At 53.4% G+C, this 19,439-nt stretch carries 29 protein-coding genes; 28 read left to right on the top strand and 1 reads right to left on the bottom strand.

Annotated features, from left to right (window positions below):
- The first annotated feature begins 2 nt into the window (after positions 1–2).
- The 15 genes from MMW58_RS20040 (at position 3) to MMW58_RS19965 (ending at position 8,204) form a co-directional block, all read left to right on the top strand.
- Positions 3–758, top strand: coding sequence for a hypothetical protein (locus MMW58_RS20040; RefSeq protein WP_241721954.1), 756 nt, complete (start codon positions 3–5; stop codon positions 756–758).
- A gap of 10 nt (positions 759–768) precedes the next feature.
- Positions 769–990 (top strand): hypothetical protein, encoded by a 222-nt coding sequence (locus MMW58_RS20035; protein WP_241721953.1) that lies wholly within the window; start codon positions 769–771, stop codon positions 988–990.
- 2 nt (positions 991–992) lie between these two features.
- A complete protein-coding gene (locus MMW58_RS20030; protein WP_241721952.1) occupies positions 993–1,694 on the top strand; it encodes a hypothetical protein in 702 nt (233 codons plus the stop codon).
- On the top strand, positions 1,681–2,076 hold the full coding sequence (locus tag MMW58_RS20025; protein WP_241721951.1) for a hypothetical protein: 396 nt from the start codon (positions 1,681–1,683) through the stop codon (positions 2,074–2,076). Before MMW58_RS20030 ends, MMW58_RS20025 begins: the two co-directional genes overlap by 14 nt.
- 92 nt (positions 2,077–2,168) lie before the next feature.
- The gene (locus MMW58_RS20020; RefSeq protein ID WP_241721950.1) at positions 2,169–2,438 is read left to right on the top strand and encodes a hypothetical protein; all 270 of its coding nucleotides are present in this window, start codon (positions 2,169–2,171) and stop codon (positions 2,436–2,438) included.
- A 167-nt stretch (positions 2,439–2,605) separates the two neighbouring features.
- Entirely contained in the window at positions 2,606–3,199 is a 594-nt protein-coding gene (locus MMW58_RS20015) for a recombination protein NinG (protein ID WP_241721949.1), read from the top strand.
- Positions 3,196–3,855: a phage N-6-adenine-methyltransferase gene (locus tag MMW58_RS20010; RefSeq protein ID WP_241721948.1), complete on the top strand. Its 660-nt coding sequence runs from the start codon at positions 3,196–3,198 to the stop codon at positions 3,853–3,855. Before MMW58_RS20015 ends, MMW58_RS20010 begins: the two co-directional genes overlap by 4 nt.
- On the top strand, positions 3,852–4,460 hold the full coding sequence (locus MMW58_RS20005; protein ID WP_241721947.1) for a hypothetical protein: 609 nt from the start codon (positions 3,852–3,854) through the stop codon (positions 4,458–4,460). Before MMW58_RS20010 ends, MMW58_RS20005 begins: the two co-directional genes overlap by 4 nt.
- A 748-nt stretch (positions 4,461–5,208) precedes the next feature.
- Positions 5,209–5,457 carry a phage holin gene (locus MMW58_RS20000; protein WP_114266295.1) on the top strand — a complete coding sequence of 83 codons (249 nt, stop codon included), beginning with the start codon at positions 5,209–5,211 and terminating at the stop codon, positions 5,455–5,457.
- Position 5,458: 1 nt separating this feature from the next.
- Positions 5,459–5,998 (top strand): lysozyme, encoded by a 540-nt coding sequence (locus MMW58_RS19995; protein ID WP_128320657.1) that lies wholly within the window; start codon positions 5,459–5,461, stop codon positions 5,996–5,998.
- Between the two features lie 35 nt (positions 5,999–6,033).
- A complete protein-coding gene (locus MMW58_RS19990; RefSeq protein ID WP_371823014.1) occupies positions 6,034–6,378 on the top strand; it encodes a DUF2570 domain-containing protein in 345 nt (114 codons plus the stop codon).
- Positions 6,263–6,520 carry an Rz1-like lysis system protein LysC gene (gene lysC, locus MMW58_RS19985; RefSeq protein ID WP_241721946.1) on the top strand — a complete coding sequence of 86 codons (258 nt, stop codon included), beginning with the start codon at positions 6,263–6,265 and terminating at the stop codon, positions 6,518–6,520. The genes MMW58_RS19990 and lysC overlap by 116 nt, the downstream gene beginning before the upstream one ends.
- A 29-nt stretch (positions 6,521–6,549) precedes the next feature.
- Positions 6,550–6,774, top strand: a complete 225-nt coding sequence (locus MMW58_RS19980) for a hypothetical protein (protein ID WP_241721945.1) — start codon at positions 6,550–6,552, stop codon at positions 6,772–6,774.
- A gap of 484 nt (positions 6,775–7,258) precedes the next feature.
- On the top strand, positions 7,259–7,456 hold the full coding sequence (locus MMW58_RS19970) for a hypothetical protein (protein ID WP_241721943.1): 198 nt from the start codon (positions 7,259–7,261) through the stop codon (positions 7,454–7,456).
- A gap of 109 nt (positions 7,457–7,565) precedes the next feature.
- Positions 7,566–8,204, top strand: coding sequence for a hypothetical protein (locus MMW58_RS19965; protein ID WP_241721942.1), 639 nt, complete (start codon positions 7,566–7,568; stop codon positions 8,202–8,204).
- A gap of 125 nt (positions 8,205–8,329) precedes the next feature.
- Here MMW58_RS19965 and MMW58_RS19960 read toward each other — a convergent pair whose 3' ends face one another.
- Positions 8,330–8,602 carry a hypothetical protein gene (locus MMW58_RS19960; protein WP_241721941.1) on the bottom strand — a complete coding sequence of 91 codons (273 nt, stop codon included), beginning with the start codon at positions 8,600–8,602 and terminating at the stop codon, positions 8,330–8,332.
- A 320-nt stretch (positions 8,603–8,922) separates the two neighbouring features.
- On the opposite strand from MMW58_RS19960, the gene MMW58_RS19955 reads away from it, so the two are divergent.
- The 13 genes from MMW58_RS19955 to MMW58_RS19895 all read left to right on the top strand — a co-directional run bounded on the left by MMW58_RS19955 (position 8,923) and on the right by MMW58_RS19895 (position 19,438).
- Positions 8,923–9,486, top strand: coding sequence for a hypothetical protein (locus MMW58_RS19955; protein WP_143967239.1), 564 nt, complete (start codon positions 8,923–8,925; stop codon positions 9,484–9,486).
- Positions 9,428–11,551 carry a phage terminase large subunit family protein gene (locus MMW58_RS19950; protein ID WP_241721940.1) on the top strand — a complete coding sequence of 708 codons (2,124 nt, stop codon included), beginning with the start codon at positions 9,428–9,430 and terminating at the stop codon, positions 11,549–11,551. Before MMW58_RS19955 ends, MMW58_RS19950 begins: the two co-directional genes overlap by 59 nt.
- 8 nt (positions 11,552–11,559) lie before the next feature.
- Positions 11,560–11,823 (top strand): gpW family head-tail joining protein, encoded by a 264-nt coding sequence (gene gpW, locus MMW58_RS19945; protein ID WP_032735077.1) that lies wholly within the window; start codon positions 11,560–11,562, stop codon positions 11,821–11,823.
- Positions 11,823–13,460 (top strand): phage portal protein, encoded by a 1,638-nt coding sequence (locus tag MMW58_RS19940; protein ID WP_241721939.1) that lies wholly within the window; start codon positions 11,823–11,825, stop codon positions 13,458–13,460. The genes gpW and MMW58_RS19940 overlap by 1 nt, the downstream gene beginning before the upstream one ends.
- Positions 13,457–14,326 carry a S49 family peptidase gene (locus tag MMW58_RS19935; protein ID WP_241721938.1) on the top strand — a complete coding sequence of 290 codons (870 nt, stop codon included), beginning with the start codon at positions 13,457–13,459 and terminating at the stop codon, positions 14,324–14,326. The genes MMW58_RS19940 and MMW58_RS19935 overlap by 4 nt, the downstream gene beginning before the upstream one ends.
- Position 14,327: 1 nt before the next feature.
- Positions 14,328–14,906 carry a hypothetical protein gene (locus MMW58_RS19930; RefSeq protein ID WP_241721937.1) on the top strand — a complete coding sequence of 193 codons (579 nt, stop codon included), beginning with the start codon at positions 14,328–14,330 and terminating at the stop codon, positions 14,904–14,906.
- The gene (locus MMW58_RS19925) at positions 14,906–15,310 is read left to right on the top strand and encodes a head decoration protein (RefSeq protein WP_047723969.1); all 405 of its coding nucleotides are present in this window, start codon (positions 14,906–14,908) and stop codon (positions 15,308–15,310) included. Before MMW58_RS19930 ends, MMW58_RS19925 begins: the two co-directional genes overlap by 1 nt.
- 97 nt (positions 15,311–15,407) lie before the next feature.
- Positions 15,408–16,457: a major capsid protein gene (locus tag MMW58_RS19920; RefSeq protein WP_042944984.1), complete on the top strand. Its 1,050-nt coding sequence runs from the start codon at positions 15,408–15,410 to the stop codon at positions 16,455–16,457.
- Position 16,458: 1 nt separating this feature from the next.
- Positions 16,459–16,827, top strand: coding sequence for a hypothetical protein (locus tag MMW58_RS19915; RefSeq protein ID WP_085397496.1), 369 nt, complete (start codon positions 16,459–16,461; stop codon positions 16,825–16,827).
- 5 nt (positions 16,828–16,832) lie between these two features.
- The gene (locus MMW58_RS19910; RefSeq protein ID WP_241721936.1) at positions 16,833–17,195 is read left to right on the top strand and encodes a head-tail joining protein; all 363 of its coding nucleotides are present in this window, start codon (positions 16,833–16,835) and stop codon (positions 17,193–17,195) included.
- Complete coding sequence (locus MMW58_RS19905; RefSeq protein WP_241721935.1) at positions 17,192–17,737, top strand: ATP-binding protein; 546 nt, start codon at positions 17,192–17,194, stop codon at positions 17,735–17,737. Before MMW58_RS19910 ends, MMW58_RS19905 begins: the two co-directional genes overlap by 4 nt.
- Positions 17,738–17,740: 3 nt before the next feature.
- A complete protein-coding gene (locus MMW58_RS19900; RefSeq protein WP_042944991.1) occupies positions 17,741–17,920 on the top strand; it encodes a DUF2635 domain-containing protein in 180 nt (59 codons plus the stop codon).
- Positions 17,921–19,438, top strand: coding sequence for a phage tail sheath subtilisin-like domain-containing protein (locus MMW58_RS19895; protein ID WP_241721934.1), 1,518 nt, complete (start codon positions 17,921–17,923; stop codon positions 19,436–19,438).
- Position 19,439: the final 1 nt, after the last annotated feature.

Raw genomic sequence — 19,439 nt, 5'->3', positions numbered from 1 at the left:
TCATGATTCACTATCACGGTGGGCCTATAACACCGGATACGTGCGCAATGAAGGCGTGGAAAGCGCGTCACGCGTTCATAAGTTTCGCGCACTCCGGGCAGATAAACCTGGCATCTGAATATTGCCAGTCCTTCGCCCTCGATAATGGCGCATTTACCGCATGGAAGGCAGCCGGGAAAAACAAAATCGACTGGAGTGATTACTACGGATTTGTGGCGCGCTGGAAGAATCACCCAGGTTTTGATTTTGCCATTATCCCGGACGTTATCGACGGAGGCGAGGAAGAGAACGAAGCGCTTCTGGGCGAGTGGCCTCACGGGGAATTCTTCGGCGTTCCGGTATGGCACATGAACGAAAGCGACGAGCGGTTTATCCGGTTGTGCAACGAGTATCCGCGTGTGGCTATCGGCAGTTGTGGCGATTACGACGTTAAACGACCAAACCTCGCAGTCGCCAGAATGAAAGATCTGATTCGACACATCGTTGACGAACACGGACAGCCGATAACGAAGTTGCACGGGTTACGCATGCTGAATCCGTTGATTTTCACAAAGCTCCCGCTTGCGAGTGCCGATAGCACGAATGTAGCCCGCAATATCGGGATAGATAAAGCATGGTCTGGTGCCTATGCACCGGCATCGAAAGAGACTCGCGCCACCCTGATGGTGGAGCGCATTGAATCGCACAATAGTCCCGGTTCGCTCACATATTGTGAGCAGCGCGACCGGTTCGACATGCAGCTGCAACTGGCAGTGTAAGGAGCCAACCATGACCAAATATGAATTACTCGACTCAAAAATAATGAGCAAAATCGGTGGGCACCCAGCACCATTTTCCAGTCTTTACGTCAGGGATGTTGCCGAGGAATGCAAAAAAATCGCGGCTGAAGAGAACAAGCCGGAACCTTTCCGCATTCTTGACCGCCGGCTTCAGGCGCTACGTAAAGCGGGAAAAATCCGCAGTACATCCAAAGGCTGGGTGAGGACTTAACCATGACCAGCAAATTAACCATAACAGACGAGCGCCTGGCGGAATTAGTGGCGTTCAAACCATTACCTGGCACAGATATCAACTCAGCCACCCGGGATGAATGGATGGCGCTGGCTGCAGAGCTACAGGAACGCCGCAAGGCCGAGCAGGACAGCGAGCCGGTGGCGTGGATGCACAGCAATAACGACATTGGCATACCAGCGATAACTGTAAGCCAAAAGATAGGCCATTACTGGATGGCTGAGTTTAAAGATGTGTTCCCGCTCTATCGCCACGCGCAGCCAGCGCCTGTAGTGCCGGATAACAGAGCTATCACTCAGCATTTCGACACCATAGCGCTTGAAACAGCCAGGGAGATTTTGTGCGACGTAAATCGCCGCCATGAATTTCTTGGTGGTGAAGTTCAGTTGCTCTCACGTATTCAATGCCGAATTGATGCAGCCTGCCGCGCCGCCATGCTCCAGGCTGGCAACTCTCCGGCGCATTCTGGACCTCGCCCGGAGCAAAGTAACGGTTCTCCGGCGCAATGCAGCAACTCTCCGGTAATTCCGGGTGGTTACGTGATGGTGCCGAAGGAGCCTACAAAAGAGATGATTGATGCCGGGTGGCTGCATTTCATGGGCACCAAGAACCCCTCATCAAAAGGCACGTACAAAGTCATGCTCGCAGCCGCCCCCCAGGAGGTACCCGATGGACAAAGATAGCGACAACGTCATCACTCTGGTGCAGCCAAAGCGCGACGAAGAGAAACTGTTGAATATCACCGTAACTGATAAAAAGGCTTACGAAGAACAGCGCTGTAAGCACCTGTCGATTGAGGTTAGCGAAAAGGAGCGTACTGTGCATTGCACCCGCTGCGGCTGTGCTGTTGACCCGTTTGACCATCTCCTGCAGTGCGCCACCAACGGCGAAACGGTCGTGACAGAGATAGCGCAACTTCACCGCCGCCGTGACGAGCTACGGGAGGCCGTAGCCAACCTGGAGCGCGAAGAGAAAAACGCAAAGGCCCGGTTACGCGCCGCCAGAACGTCAATCCTCTACGCGGAAAACGACCTGAAAAATACCGAGCAGGGGATAAAGCAATGAGTAGATCCCCCGCAGAACGCAAAGCCGCGCAACGGCAAAGTAAGAAACGCAAACATGCTATTTGTTATCAACAAATCTAAGGTTTGTTATTTATGCGAATGATAACCAGAAAGAAGCCAGCCTTTACCGAGCGGTATCAAACCGGTGTATTAACGCGCATAGCCGCGGTAAAAAGCCCTGATGGTGGAGGCTGGCGGTTATTTGGTCTTTGGCGCGATAGGGATATCGCTGTTTTTGTAGAAGCTGCTCGCGGTGGCGTTCGGGAGTGGTCTGGCCTGGACTATCTCGCCAGCTTCTGCGCAAGTTGCGGAATTAGCCTGTGGGAGATTCACAACAAGGTCGAACAAAAGTTACCAAATTGATAGCTCACATCCAGCAAGCTGATTTATAATAATCACATCGGCTGAACACCGAACCTATCGCGCCATCACCGGAGTAAAGTGATGACGCAAAAACGCAGTAACGCCATTCTACGCCGTGCCTTTGTGCGCGGTGTTTCTGCTTGTCTGTCGCACTCAGGCGGTGCGATATGAGAGACCCCCGTCGCAGATGTAAAGCACCCGGCTGCGGTGCCTGGTTTAACCTTACCTATCCTAACGTTTACTGGTGCTGTGAAGAGCATAAACGCCAGTACCTGGCGCTGCAGCGCGACAAGCAAAAGGCCAAGGCGCAAGACCGGTTAAAAAACAAACCCGTTCATCGTATTCGCCCTGAACTGCCAACGGCAGAAAAACCCCTTAGTCACTGGCTGGAAGTTACCGAGCGGGTTGTGAACACCCTTTGCCGTGAAATGGCCCTTGCTAATGGTGAAGGATGCATTTCATGCGGTACACACTCTGCTGCTGTCTGGCATGCCGGCCATTACCGGACAGTCGCCAAAGCCTCCCACCTGCGGTTTACCCGCATCAATATCAATCTCCAGTGCGATGACTGCAACGTAGGCAAGTCAGGAAATATCAAAGCCTACCGCATAGGGCTGGTGGCGAAAATCGGTGAAGCCGCAGTGCAGGAACTTGATAACGACAACCGAATTCACCGCTGGACCATCGAAGAACTGGAAGCCATTCGCATTCAGGCATACGCCGACTTGCGCGCGCTGAAAAAAGCGCAGGAGGCGGCATGACTAATTCCTACTGCGAATCCCTGGCAGCTCAACGCGTAGCGCCATCCCATTATTTAAAAGAGGTTGGTGACCAGTGGCGCACTCCGGATCTGCTGTTCTGGGGAGTCAATGCGCTGTTCGGTCCGCTGGTTCTTGACCTGTTCGCTGACGACAGTAACGCAAAATGTCCGGCATGGTACACCGCTGAAGATAACGCGCTTACACAGGATTGGTCGACACACCTGGCAGAACTCGGCGGTGCAGCCTTTGGAAACCCACCATATAGCCGCTCTCAGTACCACGAAAAGCAGGCCATTACTGGCATGGCTCACATCATGAATTACGCAGCAGCGCAACGCGAGAAGGGCGGTCGCTACGTCTTCCTGGTTAAATCAGCGACGAGTGAAACGTGGTGGCCGGAAGGTGCGGACCATGTTTGCTTTATCCGTGGGCGAATTGGTTTCGATCTGCCTGTCTGGTTTAACCCTGCCGACGACAAACAAAAGCCAACCAGTGCGTTTTTCGCCGGCGCCATTGTTGTGTTTGATAAGGCATGGCGCGGAGAGCGTTTTAGTTACATCAATCGAGCTGAACTAGAAGAAAAAGGCCGCGCATTTATGACCCTGGCGCAGTTTGCTGCTGGGCAGTTGAAAATCAAAAATGAGGTGACTGAATGACCCCACAGCAGCGTCGCAGACATAACGCAGCCCTCTCAGAAGTAGCGATCGCCACAAACAAGCGATACCTCGGACGCGCGAAGTTACTTACAGGAATTCAGTCTGGTTGGATTAAATCATTGCTTTCAGTGTGGGGAGAAACCATGTGTGGTGGGACGGCGCCACGTTTGCCAAAAGGTCATGCGTGCTGGCGAATGATCAGGGGAAAATGTTGGTCAGATAAGTCTCTTGAGCGCTTTACAGCAGCAATTAAGCAGGCGCGCGATGAAGGGTATCAGGGTCAGCATGCGTTAACCCGTGCACATGCAATACTGTGGCCGCAGCCAGTAGTAAGCGTTATAGATACTGCTATCCGCAATGATGATGCCGATTTTGTTGAGCAGTGTGTGCTACAGGCTTTTGAGGTAACAGATCCAGTATATGTGGTTGGGATGAGCTTCTATACCACCCGTAAGAAAGTGGCAGATATTGCCCGTGAGTTGCAGCGCGCAGCACCGTGGCTAACATTTAAAATGGCAAAAGATCGTGTCAACTGGTGCATTCAGCTGTTTCAGGCAAAAACCTTTTTGTCTGCCAGGCAAAACCTGAGGGCTGAATCCGAATGAGTGAATTTAGCAAATTGTGCTTATTTTTTAATTATCAGTTGATTTCAGGTCTAAAAATTACATAATTCATTCATGCTTGGCAGAGCTGCGCCACTCGGCAGCGTTAAAAAGCGACAATTTGAACATAACGAGAACCCCGCGCAGGCGGGGTTTTTGCTTTCCGGCGATACGACAGGGGTATTCGCGAGATGCATTGCATCAGTACCCCTGTCACATCGTCGTATATTGCATTGAAACGAAATTTGTCAGATGTTAAATTTATGACGTGGTGAATCCCCCTATGCGGAGGGGCATTGCCAGTCTGATATGTTTTTTTGCGCATTGCGAGTCGTCTGTGGACTGGCGGCGACTTACCGGGAGGCACCCGGCACCACACTCCATGTTTTTCTTGTTTTACGTACTATACTTTTTGTGTGGTTGCATCGTTTCGCTAAATCCTGAAATAACGTGCATAAGACGTTGTGGCAGAGCTGGCGGTGTAACCTCCACTGAACAAACTACCATTTTGCCCACTTCGACGAGTGGGCTTTTTTTTGCTCAGACATATAAAGGCCGCGCATTTGTTCGGCCTTTTCTATTTGTGCCGCCAGAACGTCACTCACTCTGTGTGTTGTCGTAAATCCATCTGGTGGCCATTCCCTATGCAGGGCTCACCGGCGACGGCTCATAACCCACCCGTCGGGCGCTTGCGCAGAGCTCGCCCACTTCTTTCACGCACAGCACCCGCTAACAACGCGAGGTGGAGACTATGAAAATGCCTGACAAAATCTTTTCGGCGGCCTCGTACTGCACGTCAGGCGGCCTGATATGTACCGGACTGGCGCAAACCTATGACTGGTTTCACGGGCTGGACTGGAATTTCATAGCGCTGGCGAGTGGTGTAGTAATCGGTGTTGCGACATACCTGACCAATCTGTATTACAAGCGCCGCTGGACGAAGATGTATCAGCAGTCCCTTGACCGTGGATACGGTGGACAACCTCCGCAGGATAGCTGACATGGCCAATCTGAAAACAAAACTCAGCGCGGCCATGCTGGCGCTCATTGCTGCTGGTGCGTCAGCTCCGGTGCTGTTTGACCAGTTCATCAGCGAGAAGGAAGGTAATGCGCTGGTGGCAGTTGTTGATCCCGGCGGTGTGTGGTCATTGTGCCACGGTGTAACGGTCATCAATGGCAAGCTCGTCATTAAGGGGCAAAGAGCAACTGAGGAGCAGTGTAAGCAGGTAAACGCTATCGAGCGAGACAAGGCGCTGGCGTGGGTAGACCGGAATATCAAGGCTCCTCTCACGGCACCGCAAAAGGTCGGCATCGCCAGCTTCTGCCCGTACAACATTGGCCCCGGGAAATGCTTCCCCTCGACGTTCTACAAACGAATCAATGCCGGTGACCGCAAAGGCGCCTGCGAGGCGATTCGCTGGTGGATTAAAGACGGTGGCCGCGATTGCCGGCTGACCAAAGGTCAGAAAAACGGTTGCTACGGTCAGGTCGAAAGGCGAGACCAGGAAAGCGCGCTGACGTGTTGGGGGTTAGACCAGTGAAAACATCTTCTGTCGTCATTCTGGTGTTGGGTGAGATTCTCCTTTCTGCGCTGATTATCTTTCTTCTCCTTCATCAGTTAGGGAAAGAGAAAAAACGCGCGGATGGTGCGGAAGAGCAGGTGAATAGCGCTCAGACCATCACTGCAAACGTCCTGACCACCATGACCATCTTCAATTCAATCGCAGAGGCTAACCAGCATGCAAAAGAGCAGATCGCACTGGACGCATCGGGAGCCTCGGCTGACATCCGGGTTGCTGTTGCGAATGATGATTGTACTAATCGCCCTGTGCCTGCTGGCGCAGTTAAGCGGCTGCAACAATTCGCGAACGGTCTACGTCAAAGTGCCGGTGGTGTCGTTACCGGCCAGCCTGACAGCTGAGACCCCGCAGCCAGAAATACCTGACAATCTGACGTGGGGGCAAAGCCTGGATTTAAACGTCAGCCTGCTATCAGCCCTTGGGCAGTGCAACCGGGATAAAGCAGATATCAGGCAGTCCGAGAAACAACGAGCCTCGCAATAGCGGGGTCTTTTACTAACCGAGGAATTCCAATGACCGTACGTGCAAAATTTCAATGTAACAGCATCAATAAATCGCCCGACAACTCTTCTGCTGTCGTCAACCTGATGGCGGTAACGACTGGCAGCACGGAGAACGAGAGTTGGTCGAAATATACCCCCAGCGGGCAACTGCAAATGGTCATCTCCAACCCCGCAGCATTCGAACAGTTTGAACAGGGCAAAGAGTATTTCATCGATATAGCCCCGGCTGAGTAGGTATTCACTGAGTGCCTGTGATAAGGTCCGATTACACTAGGGACAGTTACATGATCTCATGTGATGAAGTGTAAGAGCTATGGAAGGTCAGATTTTCGGATTTTTGGGGTAAATATGATTATTCACAGCGGTATCGAGGCTTACTTATTGCTTTTACTCAGCATGTGGCCAGTTTTGATAGTTCTGTGTGCCGGGATGTCATTTGCATTTTTCGGTGTGCTAATGAGGAAAACAGCAATCACGTTTATTGTCATTGCCATTGTTGTTGGCGTTTCAGGCTGGAGCTTTACCTGAACGAGCATACTCAATTCGTAATATTTCGGATTACGGATATCACATTAAAGGTCGCTTCAGCGGCCTTTTTTATGGGCATAACAGGAGCCATTCATCGAGTGGCTTCGATAATGGCCTTGAATTCAGAAACGTAATCCCCATTTACATTTTGTAACCCGCCATGTTGGCAGGGTAAAAAATGGGGATCGTTATGTTAGAACATTATTTCAAAAATGGCGCGATAACTACGGATGAAAAAACCCAGCGCTTGCTCGCCGTTCAGGCTGCTCTTGAGATCGTTAAGGCTTCAGCAAACTCAGGTAACGGTGTGATGCACAGTGATTTAGACCAAGCGGCTGAACGTATTGGTAAGCTTGCTGATGCAATTCAGTCCGCCTTAAAAGCATAAAGACCAAATTAAGTAAAAAATACTCAGCCGCCTCTGGGCGTTTTGTATTGCCATTACAAAGGCCATCTTCGGGTGGCTTTTTTAATGGCTTAACTAATGGCGGGTAAACATGGCAACTCTGAAGGATCTCTCCAGCCAGTTAAAGCAGTTACAGAAGCAAATACCCTTTGCCACTGCTCAGGCCATGACAACAGTCGTGCGGGAAATTGCCGCAGCGCAAAAAGTCGCACTAGATCGAAAGCTGGAATCGCCGACGCCGTTCACGGTTAATGCAGTGGGCTCATCGGGGGCCAGAAAGAACAACCTCCGTGCGAAGGTTTTTGTGCGAGATATTGCCGCCGGATATCTGGAGCCGTTCGAGTTCGGCGGTGACCATAAGCTGAATAGCCAGGCGCTGCTCAACCCGAAGAACATCAAGCTGAACAAGTACGGCAATATGCCACGGAATAAGCTTTCGCAGATGAAAGCGAAGCCGAATGTGTTCGTCGGTGAGGTGAATGGCGTCAACGCTGTCTGGCAGCGCAGGAAGCCGAAGAAGTCGAAGAAGAAACGGGCAAAGCGTTCAGCGAACGGTACGCGCAGGCCGAAGCCGAAACAGCGCTCTCCTAAGTTGCTGGTGAGGTTTGGTGATGCTCTTCCCGTGGCGCCAGTGCTCGGGTACATGGACCGCTCACGCGCCATGGCGGCAGCATTGATGCCTGGTGCATTGAGCCGTGCCATTGCTGAGGCGATCAGGACGGCAAAATAAGCAAGGTGATAAAATGTCGAAAGAAAGGAAAAAGAAAACCACAGAATCTGCAAATTCTGCGGTTGGATGTCAGTTCAATTCAGCATGGCTGAATAGAGTACAGAGTGAACTAATGAATTTACTGGTTAATGCAGAACGTTCTTGATCATCTCTTCAATATTTTTCTGGTACTCTGTTGTAGATGTATTGATACCGTTGGCTATCTGGTTCAGCACTGTAACAATGATTTCTCTATTCATTACATCTTGTCCCAGCAGTTCAGCGGTTTGGCGGAAAGACTCCGCGACTAGGTCCTTTGATACCCCAGCTTGTTCAGCAAACATCAGCGATAGATGTACGGTTGCCGTTTGCTGGCCGGCAATCATTGCGACTATGAAATCAAGTTGCTCTTTGGTCATTGCATTTTCCTTTAAGTGAGGCGCCTCACCTGCTCGTGGTGCGCCTCTTGAAAATACCTGACCCGATGAATGCTTTCATCATCCTCCCTACAAAAAATGGGTCCTTCCTGAGCCTTTTGTAAGGTACGGGCATTGCGCGCCGCGGTGTTTTTGTAGCTACAACTTTTTATTTTGTGTCCCATGTCCCATCTCAAGGGATCGCCAGCCACGCCAGAGCCGGCACGGATTATTCCATTTATTCCACTGGGACATTCGTGTGGGACATTGCAAAAATGTCCCAGGTAAATGTCCCAACTCAAAAATGCCCCAGGTGATGTCCCATGACCATGATGAATCAGAGCCAGTATGCGCAGCACTCAGGCGTCGATCGCAAAACGATTGGGCGCTGGATTAAAGCCGGCCGTTTCATCGTGATGGACGGTGACCTGATTGATGTTGAAGCGAGCGATGTCGCACTGAAGAAAAACCGTGACGGAAAGGATCCGCGCGCATCGAACGCGAAGAAAAAGAAAACGCCGGCGGTCGTTGATGATGTCGGTGATGAAATTGAAGACACTGCCAGAAAAATTATCCTTACCGAAGGTGCCGATCTTACCCGGGAGGAAGCCGCGCGGGTGCGCGAAAACTATATGGCTCTGCTGGCCAAACTTCAGTATGAAAAAGACAGTGGCCAGACGATTGAACTGGTCGCCGCCGAGGAGATTCTTTTCAACGCCTTTCGCCAACAGCGTGATGCCTGGATGAACTGGCCTTCCCGGGTGGCACCGCTTATGGCCGCTGATCTGGATGTGCCGGCGGACAGGATGACAGAGGTGCTGATCGAACATGTCCACAAACATATCTCAGTCCTCGGAGAGCCAGAATTTAACTCAACTGAAGATTGAACGACTTCAACTGAGTGTCAGAAAAGGATGGACGCCACCGCCGCGTATCAGCGTTCCGCAATGGGCGGATGACTACCGGAAGCTGGCGAAGGAGGCCGGGAGCACGTCAGGGAACTGGGAGACCTCGACTGTAGAAATTGCCCGTGGTCCGATGCTGGCGGCGACTGAATCCGGCGTGCATGTCGTCACGGTGATGTGCTGCACGCAGCTGATGAAAACGGCATTGCTTGAAAACCTGTTCGGCTATTTCGCTCACCTCGACCCGTGCCCGATTTTGCTCCTGCAGCCGAAAGAAGAGGCAGCTGAGCAGTTTTCAAAAGAACGAATCAGTCCGCTGGTACGCGTGACTCCGGTACTACGGAAAATTATCGGCGACTCAAAACAGAAGAGTTCGAAAGAAACCATCCTCTACAAAGCGTTTACCGGCGGATTTCTGGCGCTGGCCGGTGCCGGTAGCCCCGACAACCTGGCGCGCCGACCTATCCGCGTACTGCTGGCGGATGAGGTGGATAAATACCCGATTACCCGCGAGGGGGATCCGATCACCCTGGCGGAGGAACGAACTGCAACGTTTGGCCTCACCTGGCTTTCCGTCCGCGCCTGTTCGCCGACCGTTGAGGACGAAAGCCGGATTGCTGACAGCTATGCCGAATCTGATCAGCGCCGGGCCTCTGTTGTTTGTCCGCACTGCGGGCATCGGCAGTTTCTGGATTTTTTCAAACATGTTCAGTGGCCGAAAGAGGGTGATAAACACCTGACAAAATCAGCCATGATCCACTGTGAATGCTGCGGTGCCGGCTGGTCTGAAGGTGAGCGCCTTCGGGCGTTACAAACCATTCGCTGGCATCAGACCCGGCCGTTTGAGTGTTGCGGTTCTCGCCACTCCCCGTTGCTTGAGTACGATCAGGCCTGGCGGGCGAATGATGAAAATAGCGTGGCTACTGTCTGGAAATGGTCCGAATCACCGCGGCATGCAGTCTACCGGGCTATTTGTCCGGATTGCGGCAAAGAGGCTGTCGACAACCACCACGCCGGCTATCAGGCGTCAAAACTGTTCAGCCCCTGGCAGAAAGATAAACCGTCGGATATCGCGGGAAAATATATCAAGGCGAAGGGGGATCCAGATAAAGAGCAGGCCTGGTGGAATACCCAGATGGGTTTGCCACACAGACCCAACCACGGCAAGCAACTGCCGGTTGATATTCTGCTGGCGCGCCGTGAAGTATTCCCTGCCATCGTACCTGATGGTGTGGCGTTGTTAACCGCGGGGGTGGATACACAGGATGATCGCTTCGAAATCACGATCACCGGCTGGGGCCGTGATGAAGAATCATGGTCGGTTGCGCATGACGTTATTTACGGTGATCTGGAAACAGAGGAACCATGGAAGCGTCTGGATGCGTACCTGAAGCAGGTATTACGGCGTGATGATGGGCGCGGGCTGAATATTCTGGCTACGTGCATGGACTCCGGCGGACACCACACGCAGAAGGTTTACGAATTCGCCAAAGAACGTCTTGCCCGCCGCGTCTGGGCTATTAAGGGGGAATCCGCGCAGGGTGGCAAACGTAATCCGGTCTGGCCGACTAAGCGCCCGACGTCGAAAAGCAAAGCCAGTTTCCGTCCCATTATTCTGGGGGTGAACTCAGCTAAAGATGTAGTGCGCGGAAGACTACATCTGGAACCTCCCGAGCTAGGAAAGCCTGCTGCAGGTTACATGCATTTTCCTGACGATCGTGATTTGGGGTATTTCAACCAGCTGTTGGCCGAACGACTTGTTTATAAAGTCACTGCAGGCCAACGTTACAGCGTCTGGGAACAGATCCCTGGAAGGGCTAACGAAGCGCTGGATACCCTGGTTTACAGCTACGCCGCTCTGTGTGGCCTCAAGCATATGGGATTAAAGCTCAACGTTCGGGCTGCCAACCTTGAAGCCAACCCTGAAAAATTCCTGCCGGCACCTGCCGTACCAGAAGAAAAAATCAGCTACGAGTTACCCGGCGCGGTTATTGAAGAATCCGCGCCCGTTAAACGTAAGCAAATTTCTAAACTCCTGCCGCAATAAGGAAAACCATGTTCAACCGGAATACCAGTCTGCTGGCTGGCTCGATGACTGATGAGCAGCTCAGGGACGCCCTGCAGAAAGCTCAGCAGGCATACATTGATTTAACAACCGGGAGTCGCGGTGTTTCATTTTCCTATTCGCAGGGAGACGGGACACGGTCGGTGTCTTATCAGCAAAGTTCTCTGGCTGACCTGCTGGCTCTGATCCAGTTACTGCAGGCGCAACTGGGGATCGTCGCGAGACCGCGGAAGCCAGTGAGGTTTCGATTCTGATGAATAAAGTACAAATACTTGGCCCGGATGGTACCCCGTATCGCGCACCGCGGCCCAGCATGCTGACGGGCGGCAGCCGGGTACCTTATGACGCCGCCGATTCGTTTAGTGATCAGCTGGCAAACTGGCAACCAGCGCTATGGTCGCCGGACAACGAAATCAACATCTACCGCGATCGCATCGTTTCCCGCGCCCGAGATTTAGTCCGTAACGACGGGTGGGCGAACGGCGCGGTAACCCGCCTTCTGGATAACGCCGTCGGCGCCAATTTCCGGCCCATTATGAAACCCGATTACCGGGTTCTGCGGATGATCACCGGTAATAAAGCTTTCGATTCAACATGGGCTGAAGAGTATGGCAAAGCGCTGGAGGCGCACTGGCGCACCTGGGCGTATGACACCGGGCGGTATTGCGATGTTGAACGGAAGATAACGGTTCCTCAGATGTTGCGACTGGCCTTCCGCCACAAACTTATTGACGGGGATGCGTTGATGGTCCTCCAGTATCGGCCGGATCGGTTAGGGCGCGGCAAGGGGCGATACGCCACAACGGTTCAGGTTGTCGATCCCGACAGGCTGAGTAACCCGCAGCAGAATTTCGACATGCCGAATATTCGCGGTGGCGTGGAAATTGATGAGGACGGCGCACCGATTGCTTATCACATCCGCGAGGCGCATATCGGCGACTGGTGGAGCGGTGCCAAAACAATGACATGGCGACGTATACCTCGCGAAACCTCCTGGGGGCGTCCGCATGTCGTCCATGATTTCGACCATGAGCGGGGAGCTCAACATCGCGGTAATGGCATCCTGACTCCGGTTATTCAGCGTCTGAAAATGCTGGTGAAATATGACCAGAGCGAGTTGGAGGCCGCTATTCTGAACGCCATTTTCGCTGCCTACATTGAGTCACCGTACGATTCCGAAATGGTTCAGGCTGCGATGGGGGAAAGCTTCGATGACACCAGTCTGGGAGCCTATCAGGACGGCCGCGTGGAATTTCACAATGACCGCCGGCTGACCTTGCAAAATGGCGCCAGGATGCCGATTCTTTACCCTGGTGAAAAAATCACAACGGTTAATGCCGCCCGCCCTTACAGCAACTTTGAGGTGTTCGAATCGGCTGTGCTGCGTAATTTCTCGTCCGGCACAGGGCTTTCCCCGCAACAGGTCACTCAGGACTGGTCAGATGTTAACTACAGCTCCGCGCGATCTTCATTGCTGGAAGCCTGGAAGACACTGACCCGACGTCGTGATGATTTTTCAATGGGGACCGCGCAGCCTGTCCTGACTGCGTTTGCAGAAGAAGTTCATGATAACGAGGACCTTCCTTTGCCGTCAGGCGCTCCTGACTTTGTAGAGGCCCGCGCCGCCTATTCCCGCGCGCGCTGGATGGGGCCTGGGCGTGGCTGGGTGGATCCGGTTGCAGAGAAAAAAGGCGCCATTCTTGGTCTGGATGCGGGGCTTTCCACACTCGAAATTGAAGTGGGGGAAAACGTCGGCGAGGACTGGGAAGAGGTGCTTGACCAACGGCAACTGGAAATTGAGTCCTGCCTGAAACGCGGTCTCCCATTACCCAGTTGGGCGCAGGCGGACAAGTTCGCCAGCGAGACAATCAAAGATCCGGAGGAAAAGTGAATCTACCTCATCTGGCGCAACGTCTGTTTAATACGCCGCTGGCCCTTCATCCGAATAAAGCCGAGGTCATCATGGCCGCGGTTATGGACCGGTTTGGCATCAGCAGAATCGAATCCTCTCTGGCGATGGAAGACGATGACTGGTACGGCTACGACGACAAACGTGGTCGGGAGTCAAAATGCGACCCCGGATATGACAACGTGGCCGGGGTCGCCGTGATCCCCATCTGCGGTACGCTGGTTCAAAAACTGGGAAGTCTGCGACCCTATAGTGGCATGACCGGTTATGACGGCATCCGCCAGTCATTTCTGACCGCGCTGGCCGACCCTGAAGTTAACGGCATCTGCCTGGATATTGATTCGCCCGGCGGTGAAGTAGCCGGGTGCTTTGATCTCGTGGATGAAATCTACAACGCCCGGGGCACGAAACCCATCCATGCCATTCTGACCGAAAATGCGTATTCCGCGGCGTATGCGATTGCCAGCGCGGCTGACCGTATTTCCGTTCCCAGAACCGGCGGTGTGGGTTCAGTCGGCGTCATCACCATGCACCTGGACTGGACGCAGCGAATTAAAGACGACGGTCTGAAAGTGACGATCATTACCTTCGGAAGTCGTAAAGCAGAAGGCTCGCCATTACGTGAACTCTCTGAAGAAGCGTTCAATGCTATCCAGCAGGATATTAACGCGATGGGGGAATTATTTGTGAATACCGTCGCCAGAAATCGCGGGATCAGCGCGAAGGTGATTAAAAGTACGCAGGCCGCCTGTTTTATGGCTGCTGATGGTGTGGAGCTTGGACTGGCTGATGAGGTATGCCCTCCGGATGCTGCGTTCAGACATTTACTTGAAAAAACAGGAGCCTGAAATGGCAAAGAAACCGTTTAGTTTTGCCCACCTTATTGGACTTGGCGCGTTGGCTTCCGAAGAGGAAGACGATAAAAAAGCCAAAAAGGCGAAAGCCCGTCGCGCGGAAGAAGACGAGCGCGATGATGATGCGGAAGACGATGAGCGTGACGACGACGCCGAAGAAGACGAACGCGACGACGATGCGCAAGATGATGATGACGATCCGGATGCTTCCGAAGAGGATGATTCCGACGATGACGACGACCGCAAAGAAGGCAAAGCGGCTAAAAGTGCCCGCATTGCTGAGCGTAAACGTTGCGCCCGCATCTTCGGTAGTAAGCACGCTGCTGCGAACCCATCTCTGGCCGCCTCGCTCGCATTCAACACCGGGATGGGCGCTACGGCCGCTATCGACGTTCTGGCATCTACCGCGCCAGCTACTCAACCCCAGGCGACGCGCAAGCGCTCTCTCGATCAGCGCATGCAGGAAAGCGAGAATGTCCGGCTTGGGCAGGATGGTGAAAACAAAGCCGGCGGTAAATCGACACTGGTGAACAAAATGACCAGTCTCTACAACTCCACGAAAGGGGAAAAATAATGGATCAGTTTGGTCAGAATCAGTTCGCCCCGGGTATGGAAAGTTCGTTGTTTTTACCCGACCAGCTCATCGCCGGGACGCTTCAGCTTGTTACGGACACCGGCATTATTACCGGTGGTACCTATAAACGTGGAACCGTACTGGGGATGGTCACCGCCAGCGGGAAGTATAAACTGAGTGTGAAGACGGCAACCGATGGTAGCGAAACCCCGGTGGCGATTCTGGTTGATAATGTTGATGCGTCAACTGCAGATCAGAACGGTGGCCTGTATCTGATGGGCGAGTTCAACCAGAACCACATTATCTTTGATAACTCCTGGGCGATTCCGGCGCTGAAAACAGCACTTCGCCCGCTGGCTATTTTCCTGAAAGACAGCACTCAGGCCCCTGTAGCCACTTCCTGATTAACCCCTCTCACTCCTGATTTATTGCTTTAACCGGCAGGGGCTGACTCATTCCAATTTTTGCCAGCGTGCAGCTGGCATTATCAAGAGACTGAATATGGAAAATATTTTTGATACCAGCGTGCTGGTACAGGTCGTTCCTAACCTGAAAACCAGTCAGAACTGGTTACTGGATCGCTTCTTCCCGAATGTCGTGACCTACGAGACTGAAGAAGTGGCGATTGACGTTGATGTCGGCCTGCGTCGTATGGCGCCGTTTGTCTCTCCGCTGGTGGAGGGCAAGCTGGTCGAGTCCCGTAAATACCAGACCAATACCTTCAAACCTGCGTACATCAAAGACAAGCGTGCCCCTGATCTGCGTAAACCGATTCGTCGTCAGATTGGCGAGCGAATTGGTGGCGAATACACTGCCGCCGAACGTGAAATGTTAAATCTGCAGTTTGAAATGACTGACCAGATCGACATGATCAACCGTCGTCTGGAGTGGATGGCGGCCAGCGCGCTGGTGTCCGGGACCGTCACGGTCACCGGGGAAGGTTACGAAACTAAAGTGGTGGATTTTGGTCGTGCTTCCGACCTGACCATCACCCTGAGCGGTTCGGACAAATGGCCGCTGACCGTTGCCGCCGGCGCGACCAATACCCAACCTTCTGATGATATCGAAGTCTGGCAGACCACTTTCCTGAAAGAGTCCGGTTCTGTCGCCACCGACCTGGTCTTCACGAATAAGTCATGGCGTGCATTCCGACTCGATACCACCATCAAGGATAACGCCATCACCTTCCCGGCGCTGAGCCCGTTTGGTAACCAGATTAATGCGGGCCCGCAGGTAATGAAGGGAGCTATCTATAAAGGCCGCTGGGGTAACTTTGACCTCTGGTTGTATAACGACTGGTTTATTGACCCGCTTGATAATGTCGAGAAACCGATGATACCTGATGGCGCTGTCATCATGAGCGGTGCGGACCTGATGGGCACCCGCGCCTTTGGCGTCATTCTGGATCCGGCATTCAACTACGGCCCACTGGCCTATGCGCCAAAGTCCTGGGTGAAAGAAGATCCAGCACAACGCCTTATCCTGATGCAATCCTCCCCGCTTGTTATTCCGAGCCGGGTGAACGCATCCCTCTGCGCAACGGTGGTCTGATATGGCTAAAACAACCAAAACCGGATCGGTGGATGACCTGAATGCGGAAGGCACCGCCGAAGAAGGCCTGAATGTTGACGATCTGAATGCAGGCGGCATCGTTCAGGATAACCAACAGCATGACGAAACAGACGGTGATTCAGTAGAGGATGCGGATAGCGATGAAGATGAAACCGCTGCCCCTGAATACGTAGTTCTGAAGGGGAACTGCATTCGCCATGACGGCGAGATTTACCGCGAAAATTTGCGCATTCCGGTCTCCGGTAAGGACGCAGAACGTCTACTGGCTGCAGGTGTGATCGCCGATGTTCAGGTTCTTCGGCAGCGTGCGTTATCTGCTGCGCGTGGCGTGAAAATTACTACGGAGTAAGCGCAATGGGAGTGGACTGGGATTTACACCTGTTGAGTCCGCTACATGGCGTCTTCGGCGATGAACACGAGTACCGCCCTAAAGACGGTACTCCTCCTTTCACGATTAACGGCATTTTTGACCGTGGGTATGCCCAGGCTGCTGAAAACCTCGATGGTGACACAGTGATTAACACGTCAAGTCCGATGCTCGGCGTACGTGATGCCGAGTTCCGCCAGTTGGGTAAATCTCAGCCGATGGAGTCTGACCGCGTGTTTATTAAAACCGTCGGCGGCCACGTCATTAATCAGTTATTCGTGGTGTCCAATGTCGAGCCTGACAGTCATGGCGGATCCCGCCTTGTTCTCAATGTGGTGAAAGCACGATGAATGCATCAGCTATTCGCAAAATGGTGGTGACGGCGTTGGTTGGTCACACCGATGCCGGAGACCGCGTTTATTCGCCGCGGGACTGGCCAACCTCGGCAGCGCTCTATCCGGCGCTGCTGGTCCAGACGCCGTTTGATCATAAAAAGGCGCAGGGGCGGAATACGCCGGCGTTTACTACGGTGACCACCGTCCGCATCACTGGCCGCGTCCAGGAATATGACGGGGAAACCGATGATGACGGCACCATGCGGGCCGAGGAGGCTCTGGAGGATCTGCGCGAGCAGGTGGAAAGGGCGGTCATCAACAGCTACGAGCTCACCCGAAAAATCCAGAAGTACGCGGAAATCCGTTCGACGATTAACGTTGACGGCGAGGGGGAAGCCCATCTGGGCCAGCTGCTGTTCGAAATCGATATCGAACATTATCAGGGGCCGGAAGATTTCTATCCCATCAACCCGCCACCTCTGGAGGGGATCGATATCGCTGTCAAAATGCCGGATGGCACACCGCGCCCGGGCGTCAGTATTAACCTGCAGGAGTGATCCATGTTTGTAAAACCAAAAGACGGGCTCAGCGTTCGCTGCCCCGTCAGGGGCGAACCTTTGCCCGCAGATGGCGCAGAGGTGCCTGATAATACGTTCTGGCGCCGTCGGTTGAAGGATGGCGATGTCAGCCTGGTGCTGGAAAAAGGTGTGAAGAGCACCGCTAAAAAAGAGGACGCTTAAATGACCGTTCCGTTTTCACGCGTACCCGGTAACCTCCGGACGCCGTTGTTTTACGTCGAGTTCGACAACTCTATGGCCAATACGGCGACGGCGACGCAACGAACCTTGCTGATTGGCCAGATGTTGGCCGCTGGTTCGACGCAGGCCAATATCCCCGTCAAAGTCTCCTCGCCGAATGGCGTGGGAGAGTTGACCGGTAAGGGGTCACAACTGCATGGCATGATGACCGCCTATCAGAAAAATGACACGGCCGCTGAAATCTGGATCCTGCCGCTGGCGGACGACTCCAGTTCAATGGTGGCCGCGAAGGGGAGTATCAAGGTTGCATCACAGGCGTCTGCGACGGGCGTAATCTCTCTCTACCTCGCCGGGACCCGCGTGCAGCTCACTGTGCTGGCAACCGATACGCCGGCGCAAATCGCTACGGCACTGGTCGCCGCTATCGCCAAAAAAACTGACCTCCCGGTTACAGCAGCTGTTAAATCGGATGCCACTGACACAGTGGAGTTCACGGCAAAAAACAGGGGGCTCCTGGGTAACGGGATTGATATTCGCCTCAACTATCTGGGGACGCAGGGCGGGGAATCGACGCCTGCAGGTCTCACCCTGACCATTACCTCGATGGCAGACGGCGCCGGCGCACCGGATTTTGTGGATGCACTCGGCAATCTGCAGGATAAAACGTTCGATTTTATCATCAACCCTTACGACGATACGGCCTCTCTTGATGCCATGAAGGCGTTTCTGAACGATGCTTCCGGCCGCTGGGCGTGGGATAAACAGTTGTACGGGCATGCTTTCGGCACGACGTCGGGAACCTACGCCGAGCTGGGCACAAAAGGCGAGGCCCGAAATAACCAGCATGAAACGCTGCTGGGCGTCTATCGCTCTCCAACGCCTCGTTATATCTGGTCTGCCGCGCTGACCGGCGCCATTGCCCCGAGCCTGCGTAATGATCCGGGCCGCCCGCTGCAGAGCCTGCCGGTTTATGGTGTACTGGCGCCAGATCTGCAGGACCGCTTCGAGCTCACTGAGCGTAACAACCTGCTGTACAGCGGCATTTCAACGTACACCGTCGCCGACGACGGAACGGTCAATGTGGAAAACATCATCACCACCTACCAGAAAAACAGTTACGGTGATGAAGACGACAGCTATCTGCAGGTGGAAACGTTGTTCAGCCTGATGTTTGTGACCCGCTATCTCCGTACAGCGGTGACCAGTAAGTTCGGGCGCATGAAACTGGCTGCTGACGGAACCCGTTTTGCGCCTGGACAGCCCATTGTGACACCCAACATCATCAAAGCTGACCAGATCGCTGAATACCAGACACTGGTGTTTAACGGTTACGCCCAGGATGCTGACGCGTTCGCGAAAAATATTATCGTTGAACAAAATGCGTCCAATCCGAACCGCGTTGACGTGCTGTGGTCGGGAACGCTCATCAATCAGCTGCGTATTTTTGCGCTGCTTAACCAGTTCCGCCTGCAGGCGCAGTCAACAGATACAGGAGCATAAA

It is taken from the genome of Klebsiella sp. HC6, from assembly GCF_022605325.1.
Lineage (GTDB): Bacteria > Pseudomonadota > Gammaproteobacteria > Enterobacterales > Enterobacteriaceae > Klebsiella > Klebsiella terrigena.
Note: the sequence above shows the minus strand (reverse complement) of the source record. Positions and strands in the feature narration are given on the sequence as shown.